This is a genomic window from Pseudoalteromonas amylolytica (genome assembly GCF_001854605.1).
Taxonomy (GTDB): Bacteria; Pseudomonadota; Gammaproteobacteria; order Enterobacterales; family Alteromonadaceae; genus Pseudoalteromonas; species Pseudoalteromonas amylolytica.
Genome location: NZ_MKJU01000025.1, coordinates 302,390 through 321,160, shown reverse-complemented (window position 1 = coordinate 321,160; position 18,771 = coordinate 302,390). Strand labels below are relative to the sequence as shown.

The 18,771-nt window shown below is 44.0% G+C and carries 17 protein-coding genes; 8 read left to right on the top strand and 9 right to left on the bottom strand.

The genetic code is table 11. The annotated features are described in order from the left end of the window. Window positions 1–208 precede the first annotated feature (208 nt). On the bottom strand, window positions 209–1,102 hold the full coding sequence (ilvY, locus tag BET10_RS07930) for an HTH-type transcriptional activator IlvY (RefSeq protein ID WP_070984744.1): 894 nt from the start codon (window positions 1,100–1,102) through the stop codon (window positions 209–211). Between the two features lie 122 nt (window positions 1,103–1,224). On the opposite strand from ilvY, the gene ilvC reads away from it, so the two are divergent. The 4 genes from ilvC (at window position 1,225) to BET10_RS07910 (ending at window position 7,152) form a co-directional block, all read left to right on the top strand. Further along, window positions 1,225–2,697 carry a ketol-acid reductoisomerase gene (ilvC, locus tag BET10_RS07925; protein WP_070984742.1) on the top strand — a complete coding sequence of 491 codons (1,473 nt, stop codon included), beginning with the start codon at window positions 1,225–1,227 and terminating at the stop codon, window positions 2,695–2,697. A gap of 284 nt (window positions 2,698–2,981) precedes the next feature. Then, on the top strand, window positions 2,982–4,895 hold the full coding sequence (locus BET10_RS07920; RefSeq protein WP_070984740.1) for a methyl-accepting chemotaxis protein: 1,914 nt from the start codon (window positions 2,982–2,984) through the stop codon (window positions 4,893–4,895). 201 nt (window positions 4,896–5,096) lie between these two features. Further along, window positions 5,097–6,275 carry a tetratricopeptide repeat protein gene (locus BET10_RS07915; protein WP_070984737.1) on the top strand — a complete coding sequence of 393 codons (1,179 nt, stop codon included), beginning with the start codon at window positions 5,097–5,099 and terminating at the stop codon, window positions 6,273–6,275. Further along, complete coding sequence (locus tag BET10_RS07910; protein WP_240503660.1) at window positions 6,217–7,152, top strand: M28 family peptidase; 936 nt, start codon at window positions 6,217–6,219, stop codon at window positions 7,150–7,152. Before BET10_RS07915 ends, BET10_RS07910 begins: the two co-directional genes overlap by 59 nt. Here BET10_RS07910 and BET10_RS07905 read toward each other — a convergent pair. Continuing rightward, window positions 7,080–7,400, bottom strand: coding sequence for a GIY-YIG nuclease family protein (locus BET10_RS07905; protein ID WP_070984735.1), 321 nt, complete (start codon window positions 7,398–7,400; stop codon window positions 7,080–7,082). The two genes, BET10_RS07910 and BET10_RS07905, sit on opposite strands and share 73 nt — an antisense overlap. 122 nt (window positions 7,401–7,522) lie before the next feature. Here BET10_RS07905 and BET10_RS07900 point away from each other — a divergent pair, with 122 nt between their 5' ends. Beyond that, window positions 7,523–7,882: an outer membrane protein assembly factor BamE gene (locus tag BET10_RS07900; protein ID WP_070984732.1), complete on the top strand. Its 360-nt coding sequence runs from the start codon at window positions 7,523–7,525 to the stop codon at window positions 7,880–7,882. Window positions 7,883–7,962: 80 nt separating this feature from the next. On the opposite strand, the gene BET10_RS07895 is transcribed toward BET10_RS07900, so the two are convergent. Further along, window positions 7,963–8,283 (bottom strand): RnfH family protein, encoded by a 321-nt coding sequence (locus BET10_RS07895; protein WP_070984729.1) that lies wholly within the window; start codon window positions 8,281–8,283, stop codon window positions 7,963–7,965. Beyond that, entirely contained in the window at window positions 8,283–8,717 is a 435-nt protein-coding gene (locus tag BET10_RS07890; RefSeq protein ID WP_070984727.1) for a type II toxin-antitoxin system RatA family toxin, read from the bottom strand. The genes BET10_RS07895 and BET10_RS07890 overlap by 1 nt, the downstream gene beginning before the upstream one ends. A gap of 140 nt (window positions 8,718–8,857) precedes the next feature. On the opposite strand from BET10_RS07890, the gene smpB reads away from it, so the two are divergent. Next, the gene (gene smpB / locus BET10_RS07885; protein ID WP_070984725.1) at window positions 8,858–9,340 is read left to right on the top strand and encodes an SsrA-binding protein SmpB; all 483 of its coding nucleotides are present in this window, start codon (window positions 8,858–8,860) and stop codon (window positions 9,338–9,340) included. A gap of 103 nt (window positions 9,341–9,443) precedes the next feature. On the opposite strand, the gene fabB is transcribed toward smpB, so the two are convergent. Continuing rightward, complete coding sequence (gene fabB / locus BET10_RS07880; protein WP_070984722.1) at window positions 9,444–10,658, bottom strand: beta-ketoacyl-ACP synthase I; 1,215 nt, start codon at window positions 10,656–10,658, stop codon at window positions 9,444–9,446. A 175-nt stretch (window positions 10,659–10,833) separates the two neighbouring features. On the opposite strand from fabB, the gene mnmC reads away from it, so the two are divergent. Next, entirely contained in the window at window positions 10,834–12,819 is a 1,986-nt protein-coding gene (mnmC, locus tag BET10_RS07875) for a bifunctional tRNA (5-methylaminomethyl-2-thiouridine)(34)-methyltransferase MnmC2/FAD-dependent 5-carboxymethylaminomethyl-2-thiouridine(34) oxidoreductase MnmC1 (protein WP_070984720.1), read from the top strand. Between the two features lie 59 nt (window positions 12,820–12,878). Here mnmC and BET10_RS07870 read toward each other — a convergent pair whose 3' ends face one another. Then, window positions 12,879–13,715 carry an OmpA family protein gene (locus tag BET10_RS07870; RefSeq protein ID WP_083330471.1) on the bottom strand — a complete coding sequence of 279 codons (837 nt, stop codon included), beginning with the start codon at window positions 13,713–13,715 and terminating at the stop codon, window positions 12,879–12,881. 198 nt (window positions 13,716–13,913) lie between these two features. Between BET10_RS07870 and rnt the strand changes: the two genes are divergently transcribed. Next, a complete protein-coding gene (gene rnt / locus BET10_RS07865; protein WP_070985583.1) occupies window positions 13,914–14,582 on the top strand; it encodes a ribonuclease T in 669 nt (222 codons plus the stop codon). 330 nt (window positions 14,583–14,912) lie between these two features. Here the strand turns inward: rnt and gap are convergent, their stop codons facing one another. From gap to edd, 3 genes are read right to left on the bottom strand one after another with little or no spacing between them, the layout of a single operon-like run. Then, window positions 14,913–15,917, bottom strand: coding sequence for a type I glyceraldehyde-3-phosphate dehydrogenase (gene gap / locus BET10_RS07855; protein WP_070984714.1), 1,005 nt, complete (start codon window positions 15,915–15,917; stop codon window positions 14,913–14,915). Between the two features lie 17 nt (window positions 15,918–15,934). After that, entirely contained in the window at window positions 15,935–16,555 is a 621-nt protein-coding gene (gene eda, locus BET10_RS07850) for a bifunctional 4-hydroxy-2-oxoglutarate aldolase/2-dehydro-3-deoxy-phosphogluconate aldolase (protein ID WP_070984712.1), read from the bottom strand. A gap of 25 nt (window positions 16,556–16,580) precedes the next feature. Next, window positions 16,581–18,434 (bottom strand): phosphogluconate dehydratase, encoded by a 1,854-nt coding sequence (edd, locus tag BET10_RS07845; protein ID WP_070984709.1) that lies wholly within the window; start codon window positions 18,432–18,434, stop codon window positions 16,581–16,583. Between the last annotated feature and the right edge of the window lie 337 nt (window positions 18,435–18,771).

Below are 18,771 nucleotides of genomic sequence, written 5' to 3'. Positions count from 1 at the left end.
TTGCCTGCATAAAGATCGGGAAAATCATCAACAAGCCATGACTAATCTGTAAACAGAAAAATCTTTATAAATAGTATATGGTGTCAAATATACCGAGGAATGTAGGCCAAATTTGTCGACTCTGTAAGATGTAGACTGTGTGTAAAACGCCGTAAAACCTTGTGAATCATCATTTTTAAAAACAAAATAATATTATCTCAATCACGCTTTAAAATAACTCCGTTGCACATTGCCACAATGCATTCACTACTGGGTCTTGTAGCCGCTTTTGTTTACAGACGAGCCCAATTTCAATGTCTTCCAGCATTCCCCGAGTATCTAAGTATTGCACTTGTTGTTGAAAGGGGCTTTGATCCAACACAATTTGCGGTACACATGCCACCCCAAAGCCTAAACTTGCTAACGCCACCATGGCTTCATGCCCTGATACATGAGCATATACTTTTGGAGTGAGCTTTTGCACAGTGCAAAACGCGTCAACCCGCTCTTTGAGCACACCGTGTTCGGGCATAATAAATGGCAAATTTGCCCACAGTGCACTGCTGTTTTGATAACGATTTAAAATGTCTGTAAGCGGGCAATCCATCACAGGGGCAATAACAACAAGCTGAGACTTACCTAGCGGTAAATATGCCAGGCCTTGCGGTAGAGTCGCTGGCTTCACCGCCACCGCTAAGTCTTCTTTTCCTGTTTGTACATGATTTATCGAAAACGCAGGATCGCCCGTGTTGAGGTTAAGCTCAACCGCAGGGTACTGCTTGCGAAACAAAGCAAACAATTCATAGGTAAAACTATAAGTGGCGGTCACCGAGCAATACATGCTCAACTCCCCGCTAAGTGGACCTTCATTATCCTGACACTGGCTTTTAAACTGTCGCCATTTGGCCAGTGTGGCTTGAGCATACTCAACAAATGCCTTGCCGTGGGATGTTAGAATCACGCTGCGATTGTCACGAATAAATAGCTCCGTGCCAAGCTCTTGCTCAAGTTGCTTAATCTGGCGACTGAGCGTTGGTGCACTCACATGGCATAGCTCACTGGCTCTGGCAAAGTGCAGCGTTTCAGCCAATGTGAGAAAGTAGCCCAATTGTTTATGGTCCATACCTTACCTTTCATTAAATGAAATATAATAATTCAAATATATCATTTTACGTAATCAATAACAGCGCTTATGCTCAACCTATCATTATTTCTAACAACAAGTGATTTTATAAAGGTAATATCATGGCGAACTATTTCAATACATTACCCCTAAGAGAGCAGCTTGCTCAATTAGCACAATGCGAATTTATGGACCCTAGAGAATTTGACGATGGGGTAAAGGTATTAGAAGGCAAAAAACTGGTCATTGTTGGCTGTGGCGCACAAGGTTTAAATCAGGGTTTAAACCTACGTGATTCGGGTTTAGATGTAAGCTATGCGCTACGAGAGTCTGCTATCAAAGAAAAGCGTCAATCGTTTATCAATGCCTCAGAAAATGGTTTTACCGTAGGCACCTACCAAGAGCTAATCCCAACAGCAGATCTTGTGCTTAACCTAACACCTGACAAACAACATACAGCGGTAGTGAGTGCAGTCATGCCACTGATGAAACAAGGTGCAACCCTTGCCTATTCACATGGCTTTAATATTGTTGAAGAAGGCATGCAAGTACGTGAAGACATTACCGTGATCATGGTAGCACCTAAGTGCCCAGGTACAGAGGTGCGTGAAGAGTACAAGCGTGGCTTTGGTGTACCTACACTTATCGCTGTTCACCCGGAAAACGATCCAGAAGGAAAAGGTTTGGCACAGGCTAAAGCCTATGCTGCGGGTACCGGCGGTCACAAAGCTGGTGTATTGCACTCTTCATTTATCGCAGAAGTAAAGTCAGACCTAATGGGTGAACAAACCATCCTGTGTGGCATGTTGCAAACTGGTTCATTACTTTGTTTTGATAAAATGGTCGAGCAAGGTATTGATGCCAGCTACGCTTCTAAACTCATCCAATATGGGTGGGAAGTGATCACAGAAGCCCTCAAACACGGTGGTATCACCAACATGATGGATCGCTTATCAAACCCAGCAAAAATCAAGGCGTTTGAGTTAAGTGAAGAGCTAAAGCAAATAATGCGTCCACTTTACAACAAGCATATGGACGACATCATCAGCGGCGAGTTCTCAAAAGGCATGATGGCAGATTGGGCAGAAGACGACGCCAAACTACTTTCATGGCGCGAAGAAACCGCTAACACAGCATTTGAAAAGCAACAAAATACCGATGAAGAAATCAATGAGCAAACTTTCTTTGATAAGGGTATTTTAATGGTTGCAATGGTTAAAGCTGGCGTTGAGTTAGCATTTGAAACCATGACCGCTGCGGGCATCATTGATGAATCGGCTTACTATGAGTCTCTACATGAAACACCTTTGATTGCCAATACCATTGCGCGTAAGAAGTTATTTGAAATGAACAGAACGATTTCTGATACTGCAGAATACGGCTGTTATTTATATAACCATGCATGTTTACCACTACTTAAGCCATTTATGAGCAAAGTGAATACAGATGTAATAGGTCAAGGCCTAAGCTCCAGCGACAACTACGTTGATAATCAGGCTCTAATCCAGGTAAACCATGCTATTCGTACCCACCCTGTTGAAGTAATTGGTGAGACATTGCGTGGTTACATGTCAGCGATGAAGAAAATCGTTTAAACCTTCTCCCTAGGCAAGTAACTGAGCGACCTTGCCAGTTTTTAACAGTTCGCTTGTTAGAAACCAAAGCCCATTAGCCTATGCGATGGGCTTTTTCTATTTTAGTTCCAATATACACGCGCTCCTATATAAATTATCAATTAGAGTTATATAACTAATTTATAGGTTTATATAATAAAACCTGTGTTTACAAACACATCGGAAACTTATGGCGCAGAAATAATATGCCCTAATAATCCGTTATGCTAGAATATTTAATTCAGTTCGGTAAAAAGTGTAATTAAATGCGGATGTATAACTTATCTATCACTCAAAGGATCACCCTACTGGGTAGTTTAATCGCAATCATAGTTGCCAGTGTCATTGGTGCCACTGCAATTTATAGTGCCAAGACCATGACTGAAAAAAGGATGTTGGAGTCAGAGCTACCAAGCAAAGTAGAAAGTATAAATAAATCAATAGCACAACAAATTTTGCAACTAAAAAGTGCTGCCCAACAGTTGTCCAGTAACAAGTTCATTCTTGAGATGGCCAAGCAAGGACAATTGGATGAGCAAATACTGGTGGATGAACTTAAGCGCATAGCTGGGCAGTACGATCTAGTGACTGCGTCTTGGGCCAATCGACAAAGTGCTCAATATTGGAACCAAGACGGATTTCTGCGCGTTTTAAATCAACAACAAGATGGTTGGTTCTTCGGGTTTACTCAAAGTGGCGAGGCGTTCTCTATTAGCATTTTCCAAGAAGCGCCAGGTGATGTAAAAATGTTTGTAAATCATCAACAAACCAATGGTATTGGTCTGGCAGGGTTGGCCAAAAGTATTGATGATATGCAGCGTATGCTAAGCGAAATGAAAATAGAAAAAACAGGCTTTGTATACGTGGTCAACTCACAAGGTCAGGTACAGCTTCACCCGGATGCGTCTAAAGTTGCCAAATCTAATTTGAGTGATTTTTATGGCCGTAACGCCAACAACCAGTTGCTAACACGTAAAACATTTTCATCAGGGTCCTTTGTGATTGATGGTCGTAATACTATCGTTGCCGCAAGCCCAATCGAGCAGACCGACCTGTATGTTATCGCGCAAGTCCCCTCTAAAGAGGTATTTGATGAAATTAACTCTTTGCAATGGCAAATAATCCTGTTCGCTCTGATCACGGCAATAATCGCAAGCTTTATCAGCTTATTAATGGCGAAGAACCTGAGTGCACCACTGTCAAATATGGCACAATTATTTGCACGCTTGGGCAGTGGTGACGCTAAGCTCCATTACCGAGTACCACAGTCCAACCAGCCTGAATTACAAGCCTTGGCAGATGGCTTCAACGAGTTTATTTCAAAAATTGAGTCGGCAATCAAAATGGTTGCCAGCGAAAGCCGCGAGATCCGCACGGCCAGTGAGCAGGTGTTTGAACAAAGTATCAAAAACTCAAAAGCACTGGACGAACAAAAGTCTCAAACAATTAGTGTTGCAGCAGCTATCAATGAGATGGGCGCAACTGTACAAGAGATTGCTGGCAGTGCCAATAATTCGGCAAAGCTTACTGAGCAAGGCAAAGCATCATCCGAACAAAGCCATCAACGCGTACAGCAAAGCCAGCAAATTCTGCAAACTTTGGCTGGTGACATTGACGCCATGGCGCATGAGGTTGAGACCTTAGCTCAGAAAACACAGTCAATCGCCAATATTGTTGATGCGATTCGCGGTATCTCTGAGCAAACTAACTTATTGGCGCTCAATGCAGCGATTGAGTCAGCCCGTGCCGGTGAGCATGGCAGAGGGTTTGCCGTGGTGGCCGACGAAGTGCGTGCGCTTGCAAGTAGAACCTCAAAGTCTACCGATGAAATACAAGCGACAATCAGTGAGTTGACTCAAACATCTGATGCTATTGTTGTGCAAATTAATCAGTCAAAGCAACAGGCTGAACACAGCGTAGAGAGCATGCAAACGTCAGTTGAATTGATGTCAGAAGTCACCGAAGCTGCCAATCAAATCAATGATATGACGACACTGATCGCAGCTGCAACCGAGCAACAAAGTAATGTGGTGGCTGATGTAGGGCGCAGTATAGAGCACATCAGCACTATTAGTGATGAAGTCACCAATGCTCAGCTTAATACAGAACATGCGATTCAAGCACTCGCAGACTCCGCTAAATCGCTGGATGATTTAGTTGCGAGTTTTGAACAAAAATAACCTCTTTCACTGGCGGTCTTAAAGGCCGCCAAGATTTCCCTCCTAGCATAATTACTCATATTCCATCAGCTTTGTGAAATATTTCACGCTTGATCACGGTCTCTGTCAGTACTAACCGAAATAATTTGTAACCCTTAAACTGCCAAAGGACTTGAAATATCAACTATGCTATAGATATGTAGCTGTATCAGGAAATATGTTATGCCAATATTTAAACAAACCCTATGCCTAAGTGCCTTATTGAGTGCGCTGATACTCACGGGCTGCAATAGTACATCTGGCTCGATACACATTGACCAGAACATAGGCCTCAATAGTACATTCAAACGCGTAGCGGTTGAATCTGAACATGATGTATTTCACTTAGACCCAAAAATTACATCACAATTAACACTCTTTTTTAAAAATGGTACGCCTCAGCTAGCACAAACCAAGGCACTGATGCAGTTTCTGGTTGATAATGGCGAGTCATCACTGGCCTATCAATCCGACGCGAACTTAACCGCATCACAAGCCTACTACAACTTGAACGCAAACTGCCTATCACTATCAATCCTAGCCTATAGCTTGGCTGAACACTTAGGGTTTGATGCTCAATTTCAGCGGGTTCATATTCCTGAATATTGGGACCAAAGCCAAGGATACAGCTTATTGACAGGTCATGTAAATTTGGTTGTCTCTGAGACGAATCGTAATGTAGATAACAGCCATATCTTATATACACGCCCAAAATCAATCGTCATCGATTTTGATCCAAATAGTCGTAGACAAGCGTTTAGCACTTCCAACATCAGCAAACAACGCATTTTAGCGATGTTTTATAGCAACAAAGGCGCAATGGCTTTGGTAAATGCTGATAACGATAAAGCCTACAGCTATTTATCAGCTGCCGTAAAAGCAGATCCAGAATATTCTGGAGCGTGGGGAAACCTAGGAATTTTGTATCGAGTTGCAGGATTTCATGAACAGGCAGAGCAAGCCTATCAACAAGCACTCACGCTTGATCCTGAAAACAATAATGTATTAGGTAATCTGGCCTTGCTTTTCAAGCTCACTGACAGAGTAGATGAAGGTGAGAAAATTCTTGCCCGCCTTGAAGATAAGCGCAAAAATAACCCCTATTACCTGATTGTAAAAGGTAACGAAGCGCTTAATGCGCAACAATACTCACAAGCCCTGTCATTCTTCCGCAGAGCCAAAAAGCTTGATCATCATCTACACGACAGCTATTTTGGCATGGCAAAAGTATATTATTTGAGAGACGACCTTGAACGTGCGAAGTATTATTTATCAAAAGCTTATGAGCTTTCTGAATTTGACCATGACCGCAACCGTTATCAAGGCAAATTGCAATGGCTGCAAGCTGTGGCTAAGAATTAGTACCATCATACTTTGTTGCGCATCGCCTTTTGCGGTGTCGCAACAGCTATTCGACGACTTAGCAACACTCACAAGCCCAGCACATGCAGGCAGAAGTGCCGGTAGCGATGAGCCTAACCTCAGCGCTCAATTCCTCTTTGCAAGATTCACACAACTTGGCCTACAAACCGAGTATCAACGCTTTTCGTTCAAAACAGGTTTTACATCAGAGGCCATCGGGCACAACGTTGTAGCTAAACTCTCTTGTAATACTCCGCGCTGTGGAAAAGCAATCGTTGTGTCAGCACATTACGACCATTTAGGCACCAAGGGCAGTAAAATATATGCCGGTGCAAATGATAACGCGTCGGGTACTGCAGCCTTGCTTGCCTTAGCACAGCAACTAAAAACTGCTAAGCGATATTACCCAATTATCTTGCTTGCCACAGATGCTGAGGAGAAAGGCCTTCACGGCGCTAAGCATTACGCTAGTAAGATAAATAGTACGGAGTATGCGCTCAATATTAACCTTGATATGTTGGCATTAAACCAAAAAAGTACGCTTTATGTGATGCATTCTAGAACGGCTAAACCTTACATAGAAGTGTTAGCCAGATTACCAGTACATGACTTTAAATTGAAGCTCGCCAGTTCACCACAAAGAATGCGTAGGTTGGTTGGCACCGAACGTGTTGATTGGCTCAAAGCCAGCGATCACTATGCCTTTCACAAAGCCGGGCTACCCTATTTGTATTTTGGTATGGGGGAAGATAAACACCATCACAGTGTTAAAGATACACTTGAGCAAATAGATTTTGAAAAGTATCAACACGTGGTCAACTTCATCAATGATTTTATCGTTGCATTGCTTGATTGTCCTTTAGATTGCACCAGCTGAATTTTTTGCGCCTTAGAAAGTTTTTTGATTTGCCACTCTAACTTACTGGCTTCGCTTTTATCACCTACTGGGTGACTAAAAATCAAGGTTAATGGTCCCTTCCCTTTTAAGTTTTTAGCCCCAGTCCCGGCACTGTGTGCTGCAAACCGTTTAGCGACATCCGTGGTTATGCCTGTGTACCAATGGCCAAACTTTGTCTCTACAATATAAACAAACCATTTTTTAGTGTCTCTTGGCTCTATCACCATGTCAAAATACCTACTATGGAGAAACTTTTTGCTGCATGTATGGTCGAAGTTCCACAAGAAGCTTTACCTTCTGCGCTTAATCAGTATCATGCAAATAACACAAAACAAGGATACACAAATACATGCTGTCTAATAAATCCCTTTCTGTATGGCTCAGTGCTGTTGTCATTACTGTGATGTTGTCTGGTTGCTCAAGTTGGGTATACCGCATCAATGTGCCACAAGGTAACTTTTTAGAGCAGTCAGATGTAGATAAACTACGTGTCAATATGACTCGCGAGCAAGTGTTGTTCGTCCTCGGTAGCCCTATCGCTAAAGACGCTTTTAACAATCAAAAGTGGCATTACGCTTATGTATTCAACATCGACCGTGAATCTGAGCAACGTAAATCACTTACCGTGCATTTCGATGGCGATAAGCTGACGAAAATTACTGGTGATTTTGACGAGCCAGAATCATTTAATACTCCACTAGATGAATAACTATTGGGTAGTTTACTAAAAAAGGGCGATTCGCCCTTTTTTAATGCCTATAAATAACCGTCAGGTGCCCTACTAGATCATTAGCTTAAAGGGCGGCCGCCAGTTATCTTGTTTGCACGCCCTTCTTCTTTGGCCTTTTCAGCTCTTCTGCGCCTTGCATCCTTGGGATCCGCTATTAGCGGGCGATAGATCTCAATTCGGTCACCTTCTTTTACTACTTGGTGATTTTTTACGGTGCGATTCCAAATACCTAAAGTTAAATTGCCCGCATCAATTTCTGGGCATTTTTCTAAAATGCCTGATTGCATCACTACTTGCTCAGCAGAGGTTCCTTCTGCTACATCGACTTGCAGACATGTCGCTTTGTGTGGAATCGCAAATACCACTTCAACTTTAATCATTATCTGGCCCCGTAAACCGTTCTAGCACGTTGTGTGAATGCAGCAACCATGCTCTTTGCTACCTCGTTAAATACCTTACCAAATGCCATTTCAATCAGTTTGTTAGCAAATTCAAACTCAAGCTTTAGACTTACTTTACACGCTTGATCGTCCAATTCAATAAATTGCCATTGTCCATGTAAAGATTTAAATGGGCCTTCAACTAACTGCATATGTACAGTCATTCCATCAAAACTGTTTTTTGTGGTAAACCATTTTTTCAGTCCCGCTTTAGATATTTCTAAGCTCGCCGTCATACTCTGTTCGTTTGCTTGTAGTATTTTTGCATCAGAGCAATTAGGTAAAAAAGCTGGATACGCGTCAACATCATTGACTAAATCAAACATTTCTTGGCTGCTATACATCACCAACGCGGTTTTTTCTATTTGTGGCATAGGTACTCCAATTCATTTGCGCCGATTTTAGCAAGCTTTTTAAGATTTATCTTGTATGTGCGCCCCTGCTAAGGGAAAATAACCTGCAAAATAAAAAAAGCGCTGTTTTCTATTCTCTTTTCTAGGTAAACTAGGCCATTATGGCAAAGAAAAAATCATCAAAATCAACAAGCAATACCATCGCGCTAAACAAAAAAGCGCGTCATGAGTATTTTTTAAACGATAAGTTCGAAGCAGGTATTGAGCTACAAGGCTGGGAAGTAAAAAGTATCCGAGCTGGTAAGGTCAATATTTCTGACACCTATATCCACCTTAAAGATGGCGAAGCGTTTCTGCTAGGCAGTCAGATCCAACCATTGAATAGTGCCTCTACCCACGTAATTTGTGATCCAATGCGATATCGTAAATTACTGCTCAACAAACGCGAAATTGACCGTCTTGTCGGTGCAACCGAGCGTGAGGGTTACTCTCTTATCGCCACAGCTATGTACTGGAAAAAATGCTGGGTAAAATTAGAGTTCCACTTGGCCAAAGGTAAGAAAATGCACGACAAACGTGCTGATACCAAAGAAAAAGATTGGTCTCGTGAGAAAGAGCGCTTAATGAAACACAAAGCCAGATAGTAAAAAAGCCTCATTATGAGGCTTTTTTACTATCTATTGCTCATATTCAATAAAGTAATAAAAAGCCCCGCATAAGCGAGGCTTCAGACTAGGTAACTAAGACTTAGCCTTTGTATTTTTGCATCACTAACGTTGCATTTGTTCCGCCAAAACCAAAGCTGTTTGACATCACAGTGTTAAGCTCCACATCACGACGTTCAGTCACGATATCCAGACCTTTCGCTTGCTCGTCCAGCTCATCAATATTGATTGATGGAGCCACAAAGCTATTTTCTAGCATCAGCAACGAATAAATCGCTTCATGTACACCTGCCGCACCCAAAGCATGACCTGTCATTGCTTTAGTTGCACTAATCGCAGGTGATTTCTCACCAAATAGCTCTTGAATCGCACCAAGCTCTTTAACATCACCTACTGGTGTTGATGTGCCGTGTGTGTTTAAGTAATCCACTGGTCCTGTAACATCGGCCAGAGCTTGCTTCATACAACGTACTGCCCCTTCACCTGATGGCGCAACCATGTCATAGCCATCTGAAGTTGCACCATAGCCCACAATTTCTGCGTAAATATGTGCACCACGCGCTAATGCATGCTCTAACTCTTCTACAACAACGATACCGCCACCGCCTGAAATAACAAAGCCATCACGATTTGCATCGTAGGTACGAGATGCTTTCTCTGGTGTCTCGTTATACTTGGTTGACAATGCCCCCATCGCATCGAACTCCATTGCTAAAGTCCAGTGCAACTCTTCACCACCACCAGCAAAAATCACATCTTGCTTACCAAGTTGAATTTGTTCAACCGCATTGCCAATACAGTGCGCAGAGGTTGCACACGCAGAGCTAATTGAATAATTAACACCCTTGATCTTGAACGGCGTTGCCAAACACGCAGACGCTGTACTTGCCATGGTACGAGGTACCATATATGGTCCAACTCGCTTTACACCCTTTTCACGTAGGATATCCGCTGCTTCTACCTGATATTTTGATGAGCCACCGCCAGAACCAACAATCAGGCCAGTACGCTCATTTGAAACCTGCTCTGGCGTCAAACCTGAATCTTCAATCGCCTGTGCCATTGAAATATAAGAGTATGCCGCTGCATCGCCCATAAAACGATGTGCCTTACGATCAACAAATTGCTTCACATCGATATCAATGTTTCCAGAAACGTTACTGCGTAATTTATAGTCAGCAAACTCTTGGTTGAACGCAATGCCGCTTTTGCCTGCTTTCAAAGATTCCAATACTTCTTGCTTGTTGTTGCCGATGCTAGATACAACACCGATCCCCGTAATTACGGCTCTTCTCATGGGTAAATTCCCTTAGTCTTTACTTAATTGCGATTATTCTACGCTGAAATCAACATCAAAGTGGTCAGCTTTCCAGCGTACACACGTACTCTGAATTAAATTAGCACAAATTACAACGGACGTAGCATGAGAAAACGCGTAAAATATGGGAAATTTTTAATTTCCTCGTAGCTTTATGATCCAAAACGCACAAATTCATTTCAACGATATGGGTACACCTGTAGCCGATAACTTCGATGATGTTTACTTTTCGAATGATGACGGACTGGCTGAGTCTCATTATGTGTTTTTCACTCAAAATCATATCGCCGAACGCTTAACTAAGCATGACCAAAAGCACTTTGTGATAGCCGAAACAGGCTTTGGTACTGGTTTAAACTTTCTCAATGCATGGCAACAATACGATGCGCTTAAGACCAAAGGAGAGCTGCCTAGATTGCACTTCATTTCGTTTGAAAAGTTTCCCATAAGCCACACTGATCTAGTTAAAGCACTTGCTGCATGGCCAACTTTAAGCGGTTATGCACAACAATTGTGCGCACAGTACCCAATAGCCCTAGCGGGCTGCCACCGCCTCGAGTTTGACGATGGTAACGTCACTCTCGATTTGTGGTTTGGCGATGTACATGACTCACTACCAAGTATTAGTTGCCAACAAACAGCGCTGGTTGATGCTTGGTTTTTAGATGGCTTTGCACCGAGCAAAAATCCCGATATGTGGCAGCAGTCATTATTTGATGCCATGGCAAATCTGAGTCGCAGCAATGCCACTTTCGCAACCTTCACCGCAGCAGGTTTTGTACGCCGAGGGCTGCAACAAGCAGGCTTCGAGTGCAAGAAAGTAAAAGGCTATGGTCGAAAAAGAGAAATGGTCGTCGGTACGTTAAGCGCAGCAAATGGCTACGCCAGTACACCCGATTATTATGCTACGGCCGCGTCGTCACTTAGCAACGTAGCGATCATAGGCGGCGGTATCGCCAGCGCTTGCCTTGCCTATCAATTGAGTAAGCGCAATATTAAAAGCACACTACTGTGCCAAGATGACACATTAGCCAAGGGCGCATCTCACAATCGCCAAGGTGCAATTTATCCAAACCTTCAAGCTGATAATAATCCCCCAAGTGAGTTTTATGCTCATAGCTTCTTATATGCAAAACGCTTTTATCAGCATATTACGGAGTTAGGCTTTCATTACGACCATGATTGGTGTGGTGTGCTGTTACAAGCTGTCAGTGAAGCAAAACAAACACAGCAGCGCACTTTGGTTGAGAAGCGCAACTGGCCAGAAGCCCTTATCCGCCAAGTCAACGAGCAACAAGCATCCAAGATAGCCGGTGTATCTGTGCCCTACTCAGGGCTATATATCGAACAGGCTGGCTGGGTAAATCCGGCGCAGCTTACGCATGCCATCTTTGCAGCGGTTCAGAAAAAGGAGCTCTGTCAGGTACAGTTTAACGCTGACATTGCACGTCTTGAAAAGACCAGTGAAGGCTGGATGTTACACGCACAAAATACACGCTACGGCCCGTTTAGCGATGTCTTCATTTGTGGCGGTGAGCATAGCGACCGATTTGAGCAAACCAAAGACATTCCCATTCAAGGAGTACGTGGGCAGGTGTCTCACGTTCGTGCAAGCGAACAATCGGCACACCTGCAAACCGTGCTGTGCCACAAAGGTTACTTTACCCCGGCCAATGACGCTCTACATTGCATGGGCGCCACATTTGAGAAAAACACCAAGAGCCGTAGCGTCACTGAACAGGATGATCACATCAACCGTGCTCAGCTCAATAAATTTTATGGAAATTGTGACTTTGCCAACACCCTAGGCGAGATAGCCAGTGCTAAGGCCGCAGTGCGCTGCTGCTTTGCAGATCACATCCCCATGTTAGGGCAAGTACCTGACAATCAAGACCTGATGCACGCTTTTGCTAACCTGCGCAAGGGCAAGCACTATGGCTTTGCAAGCCAAGTGCAACCACATGCAGGGCTCCATATTGTGACAGGCTTTGGTGCACGAGGGCTGTGCAGTGCCCCACTAGCAACCGAGCATTTAGTCGCGAGCCTATGTAACGAGCCTCGACCATTTAGCGAGCGTGTACACCAAGCAATTCACCCTAACCGATTTATTGTTCGCGACCTTATTCGCAATAAGATTTAGTCGCTCAAATAAAAACGCCGCTTAATTAGCGGCGTTTTTATAGCTTATATCTCAAACTGTTAGGGTCTAGAGATTTGAATGACCACACGACGGTTGCGATTACGGCCAATTTCGTTATCGTTCGCAGCCACATGGCGCTTTTCACCCAGCCCTTCAGTAACAATACGATCCGCGGCAACCCCTTTGGCTGTAATGTATTCTTTGATTGCCTCTGCACGTCTACGGGAGAGCTCTAAATTAGGCCACCGCCCACCATGGCTATCCGTATATGCAGAAATATAAATCGACTCGATATTTGGGTCGTTATTGAGATATTCCCCTATCATATCCAAGCGCTTACGTGATGACTTCGTCAACTCGCTGGAGTTTTTCTTATAGTTCATTACCGTAAATGAAATATCTTCAAAACTATAGGGCAACAGATTGTCTCTACATTGCAAAAACGCCCAATAGGCTTGCTTAAAATTAACTGATGATAGCGCTACAGAGATCTGGTCCTGGCTATTTTGCCAATCTTTATAATGGAAAGTGGGAAAATACCCCTTTTCTAATTCACTGAGCATTTCCCAAGACAGCACATTATCTAGCTCACCATCAAATTTTTTCAGTAATTGCATTTGCCCAATGTCTCGGGCTGGCACACCTGCGCGCCATACAGGGGGAACCGATTGCAAGCCCGCAAATGCATACGTCTCAGGACGCACCACCATATCAAGGTTAAAAGTCAGATCTTTATTTTTGCTTGCGGTGACACTAAAAATTGCATCACCATAGTAAGGTACCTCGTGGTTTAGACTACATTCGAGCCGTGCTTTCTTATCGACAGTCCAATGGGATGAGTCAGCATCGGCGCTGTATTGCCGCATTGCCGCCTGAGGCTGACTCATCATAGCCATCAGTACTCCAACTCCAAAAATATTAACCCGTATACTCACCGCTTTACTCCGCTTTGCCAATTTATTGCTATGGCGTCACTACTGTGCTCATTGATGCAATAACTATGCCCATAACTTAATAACACCCACAAACTCTGATTCGCATATTTTTATGCACCTTGTATAATGGGCGGCTCAAATTTAGCAACCAATAAGATTATGGCAGATCAAGAGCAAACTCTATACTCACAACGTTTTCGTGGCTTCTTTCCTGTAGTTATCGACGTAGAAACCGCAGGCTTTAATAAAGATACAGACGCCTTGTTAGAAATCGCCGTTACCACATTGAAAATGGACGAAACAGGCATCCTTAGTTTAGACCAAACTTTACACTTTCATGTTGAGCCATTCGAAGGTGCCAACATCGAGCAATCTGCCATAGAGTTTAACGGAATAGACCCTTTCTCAGCGCTTCGTGGCGCAGTTGTAGAAGCTGACGCCATCAAAGAAATTTGCAAAATGGTGAGAAAAGCGCAAAAAGCCGCGGGCTGTTCACGCTCTGTGGTGGTCGCGCATAACGCCGCCTTTGATCATGGCTTTTTAAACGCCGCGATTGAACGTAACAACATCAAGCGCACTCCGTTTCACCCGTTTGTTAGTTTCGATACCACCTCACTGGCTGGCTTAGCACTGGGTCAAACGGTTTTAGCTAAAGCATGTCGTACTGCGGGGATTGAGTTTGATAACGCTCAAGCACACTCTGCGTTATATGACACAGAGCGCACCGCTGAGCTATTTTGCTATATCGTCAATAAATGGCAAGCGCTGGGCGGTTGGCCCTTACCTGTAGTTGAAGATAGCGAGTCAACAACACAAAGCCCCGCATAAGGCATTGGGCTGCTTGTGCCTATAGGTTTTTGTATAATTTTGCGTACACGAGCGCTGATATAGCGCTTTGTAGCTTACTGTATCACTACTTTTTTGTATTGCTGTATGATTCTCATCATTCCCTTCGTTGCTCACAGGAGCAACAGTCAAGCTTTTACAACCTGATATGTATACAAAATAATTATTAAGCACAGCAACATACTTATACGCGATAACTGATTCATAGGCTTCACGGTAAATGAGAAACGGCCACGGGTGTCCCATTTAATAGACAAATAAAAAAGCCGCTTTAGCGCGGCTCTTTATCAAAAGTCTTAGCGTGTGGGATTTTTATAAAAACTGGCCCAGCGCTTTAACTTGGTCTAGCATGCGGTTTGAGAAACCCCATTCGTTGTCATACCAAGCCATCACTTTAACAAGTTTGCCATCCACTTTAGTTTGCGTTGCATCAAACACAGAAGACGCTGGGTTATGGTTAAAGTCAATAGAAACAAGTGGTAGTTCGTTGTATTCCAAAATACCCGCCATTGCCCCTTCTGAGGCAGCCTTTACAACCTGATTAACTTCTTCAATAGTTGTGTCACGCTTAGCAACAAAAGTTAGGTCAACTAACGAAACATTGATAGTTGGCACACGTACTGCCATACCGTCTAATTTGCCCGCCAGCTCAGGTAACACTAAACCTACCGCTTTGGCAGCACCAGTTTTAGTTGGGATCATAGATTGAGTCGCGCTACGCGCACGATATAAATCAGGGTGATACACATCACTTAGATTCTGGTCATTGGTGTAGGCATGAATGGTTGTCATGCTACCTTGCTCGATACCAATGACATCGTTAAGCGCTTTTGCAACTGGCGCTAAGCAGTTTGTGGTACATGAAGCATTTGAAATGATGTTGCTTTGCGCGTTTAGCACTTCACTGTTTACACCGTGTACAACCGTTGCATCCATATCTGTGCCCGGCGCAGATACGATCACCTTCTTCGCACCAGCTTCAATGTGTTTAGCCGCTGCATCTCTTGAGGTGAACAGACCCGTACATTCTAAAACAATGTCAACGTTCAACGCTTTCCAAGGTAGGTTTGCAGGGTCACGCTCTTGCGTTAGGGTAATTTCATCACTGCCAACAACCAGCGTGTTGTCGTGCAAAGTTACCGTTTGGTTGAAACGACCGTGTACTGAATCGAACTGAGTCAGGTGGGCGTTTACATTAGCTGGTGCTAAATCGTTGATAGCAACGATTTTAATTTGTTCATTTTGGCCAGACTCATAAAGCGCTCGTAAAACATTGCGACCGATACGGCCATAGCCATTAATTGCGACGTTAATCATGCTGCGATTCCCCTTGATTATTTAACTTCACTTGCTTGTTTTGCAAGCGCTTCAATGGCTTGCCAATCTTTGTTTGCGATAAGTTGTTTGTCCAACATCCACGTACCACCCACGCAAATTACGTTGCTCAGTGCGAGGTATTTTGGCGCACTCTCTAAAGTGATTCCCCCTGTTGGGCAAAACGTTATCTGCGGTAAAGGGCCACCGATGGATTTCAACATGGCAGCACCACCCGCAGCTTCAGCAGGGAAGAACTTAAGATATTTAAAACCGTGAGAAGCCAGATTCATCACTTCGCTTGGTGTAGCAGCACCAGGTAAAAATGGAATGTCAGACTCTTTGGCAAGCGCCAGAAGTTCGTCATTCACGCCAGGACTGACCATAAAATCAGCGCCAGCGGCAACCGATGCTTCAAACGTAGCTCTATCAACCACCGTACCGGTACCCACGTAAGCATCAGGTACTGTTTCTTTCATAATTTTCACTGCCTGCGCAGCCACAGGTGTACGCAAAGTGATTTCCAATGCTTTTAAACCACCGTTATACAAAGCTTGCGCTAGCGGCGCGGCATCTTCTAGGTTGTCAATAACAACCACAGGGACTACCGGTGCCGATGATAAAATCTTCTCTATGCTCATAACCTTCCTCATTCCCAATGCACTTTTATTCTTCTAGACCAAAGGCACTCGCACCTAAGTCTGCACTGCTAACAATATTTCTAAATCCGTTGAATAACTCGCGGCCTGTGCCATAAGTCATTTCAGGCTGTGTTAATTGCGCTTCACGATTGGCAAGCTCGTCATCTGATACGTGAACTTTTAAAACACCCGCTGGTGCGTCCAACGTGATTAAGTCACCGTCTTGAATCTTGGCGATCAGACCACCTTCTACCGCCTCAGGCGCTAAGTGAATCGCTGCGGGCACTTTACCCGATGCACCAGACATGCGACCGTCGGTTACAATCGCCACTTTGAAACCTTGGTCTTGTAGCGTTGCCATCACTGGCGTTAATTTGTGTAGCTCAGGCATCCCTTTTGCTTTCGGGCCCTGTTCTTTAATCACTGCGATGAAATCTTGATTAAGCTCACCATTTGCAAACGCTTCTTGTAGCGCGCCTTGCGAGCTGAACACTTTTGCTGGGGCACTCACCACTCGGTGTTGCTCCAATACAGCCGATACCTTAATGACTGCTTTTCCTAGGTTACCCGTCAATAATTGCAAGCCACCTTGTTTGCTAAATGGGTTGTTAACAGGGCGAAGTACTTCTTCGTCCAGTGACTTCTCTGGCACTGGCACCCATTTCACTTTGCTAGGACCGTTACTGTCAGTCATGATCAGGTTGCTATCTGTTGCTAACACTGGTTCTTGGGTGTAGGCATCTAAGCCCTCACCGACAATGGTTTTTACGTCATTGTGTAAATACCCAGCATCACGCAGTTCACGCATTAAGAAGCCCATACCGCCCGCCGCTTGGAAGTGGTTCACATCCGCCGAGCCATTTGGATAAATACGTGCAAGCAGAGGCACCACCTCAGACAAATCAGCCATGTCTTTCCAAGTGATCTGTACGCCCGCCGCTTTTGCCATAGCCACTAAATGAATAGCGTGGTTGGTTGAACCACCCGTTGCCAGTAACCCAACTAAGCCGTTGATCACAGTTTTTTCGCTCACAACATCCGCCAAACAATTCGCGTCTTTGCCATCAATGAGTTGCTGCAACATGCGCTCAACCGCATTGCCAGTTAGACCATCACGTAATTCGGTATACGGGTTAATGAATGAGCTACCCGGAAGGTGAAGACCCATGATCTCCATCAACATTTGATTTGAGTTTGCAGTGCCATAGAAGGTACAAGTACCGGCACTGTGATAAGACGCACTTTCAGCCTCAAGCAGCTCTTCACGACTGACTAAGCCTTGGGCAAACTTTTGGCGAACACGCGCTTTTTCCTTATTTGGAATACCTGATTGCATCGGACCTGCTGGTAAAAAATACACAGGTAAATGACCGAACGACAACGCGCCAATCAACAGCCCAGGGACAATTTTGTCACACACGCCTAAACAAAATACGCCGTCAAATACATCATGTGACAACGCCACGGCGGTCGACATAGCAATCACATCACGTGAAAACAGCGATAATTCCATGCCGTCACGGCCTTGGGTAACACCATCACACATCGCTGGCACACCACCTGCAACCTGTGCTGTGGCATCAAACTTTTGTGCAATTTGTTTAATTAAATCTGGATATTCTTTGTAGGGTACGTGAGCCGACAACATATCGTTGTATGAATTGATAATGGCAAGGTTTGGTTGCTCGTCTGCTTTTAAACGTGCTTTGTCATCACTTGAACATGCTGCCATTACGTGGGCAATGTTGCCACATCCAAGGCCTGCTCTAACACGCGTTTGTTTTTTTGCTTTTTCGATGCGGTCTAAATAGGCGTGACGTGTATTTTGGCTGCGCTCAATAACACGTTCGGTAACTTCTTTAATTCGAGGATGCAACATATATTCGACTCATTCTCTATATAGGTTAGAGGAAAAAGGCTCAGCGCGATTAAAGACTCCACTCCAATCTTTGCACTGAGCACATTTTGATTTACCCGTTCAAAGGTACGCTATCAGGCTGTCTCTCACCCCAACCTGACACCGGTGTCACCGTATTAACGCACATCGTTGACACCGGTGTCAACCTTTACTCATAAATTTAGTCTAAAAATACAAAATGACCAAATAATGACCTAAGTCCAAATGGAGTAAAATATGAAGCGATTAACAGTGAGCCAAAACTCTAGGGGTTTGGTTAGTAAGTAATTACCGATATATGGCTGTAAATACGAATGTA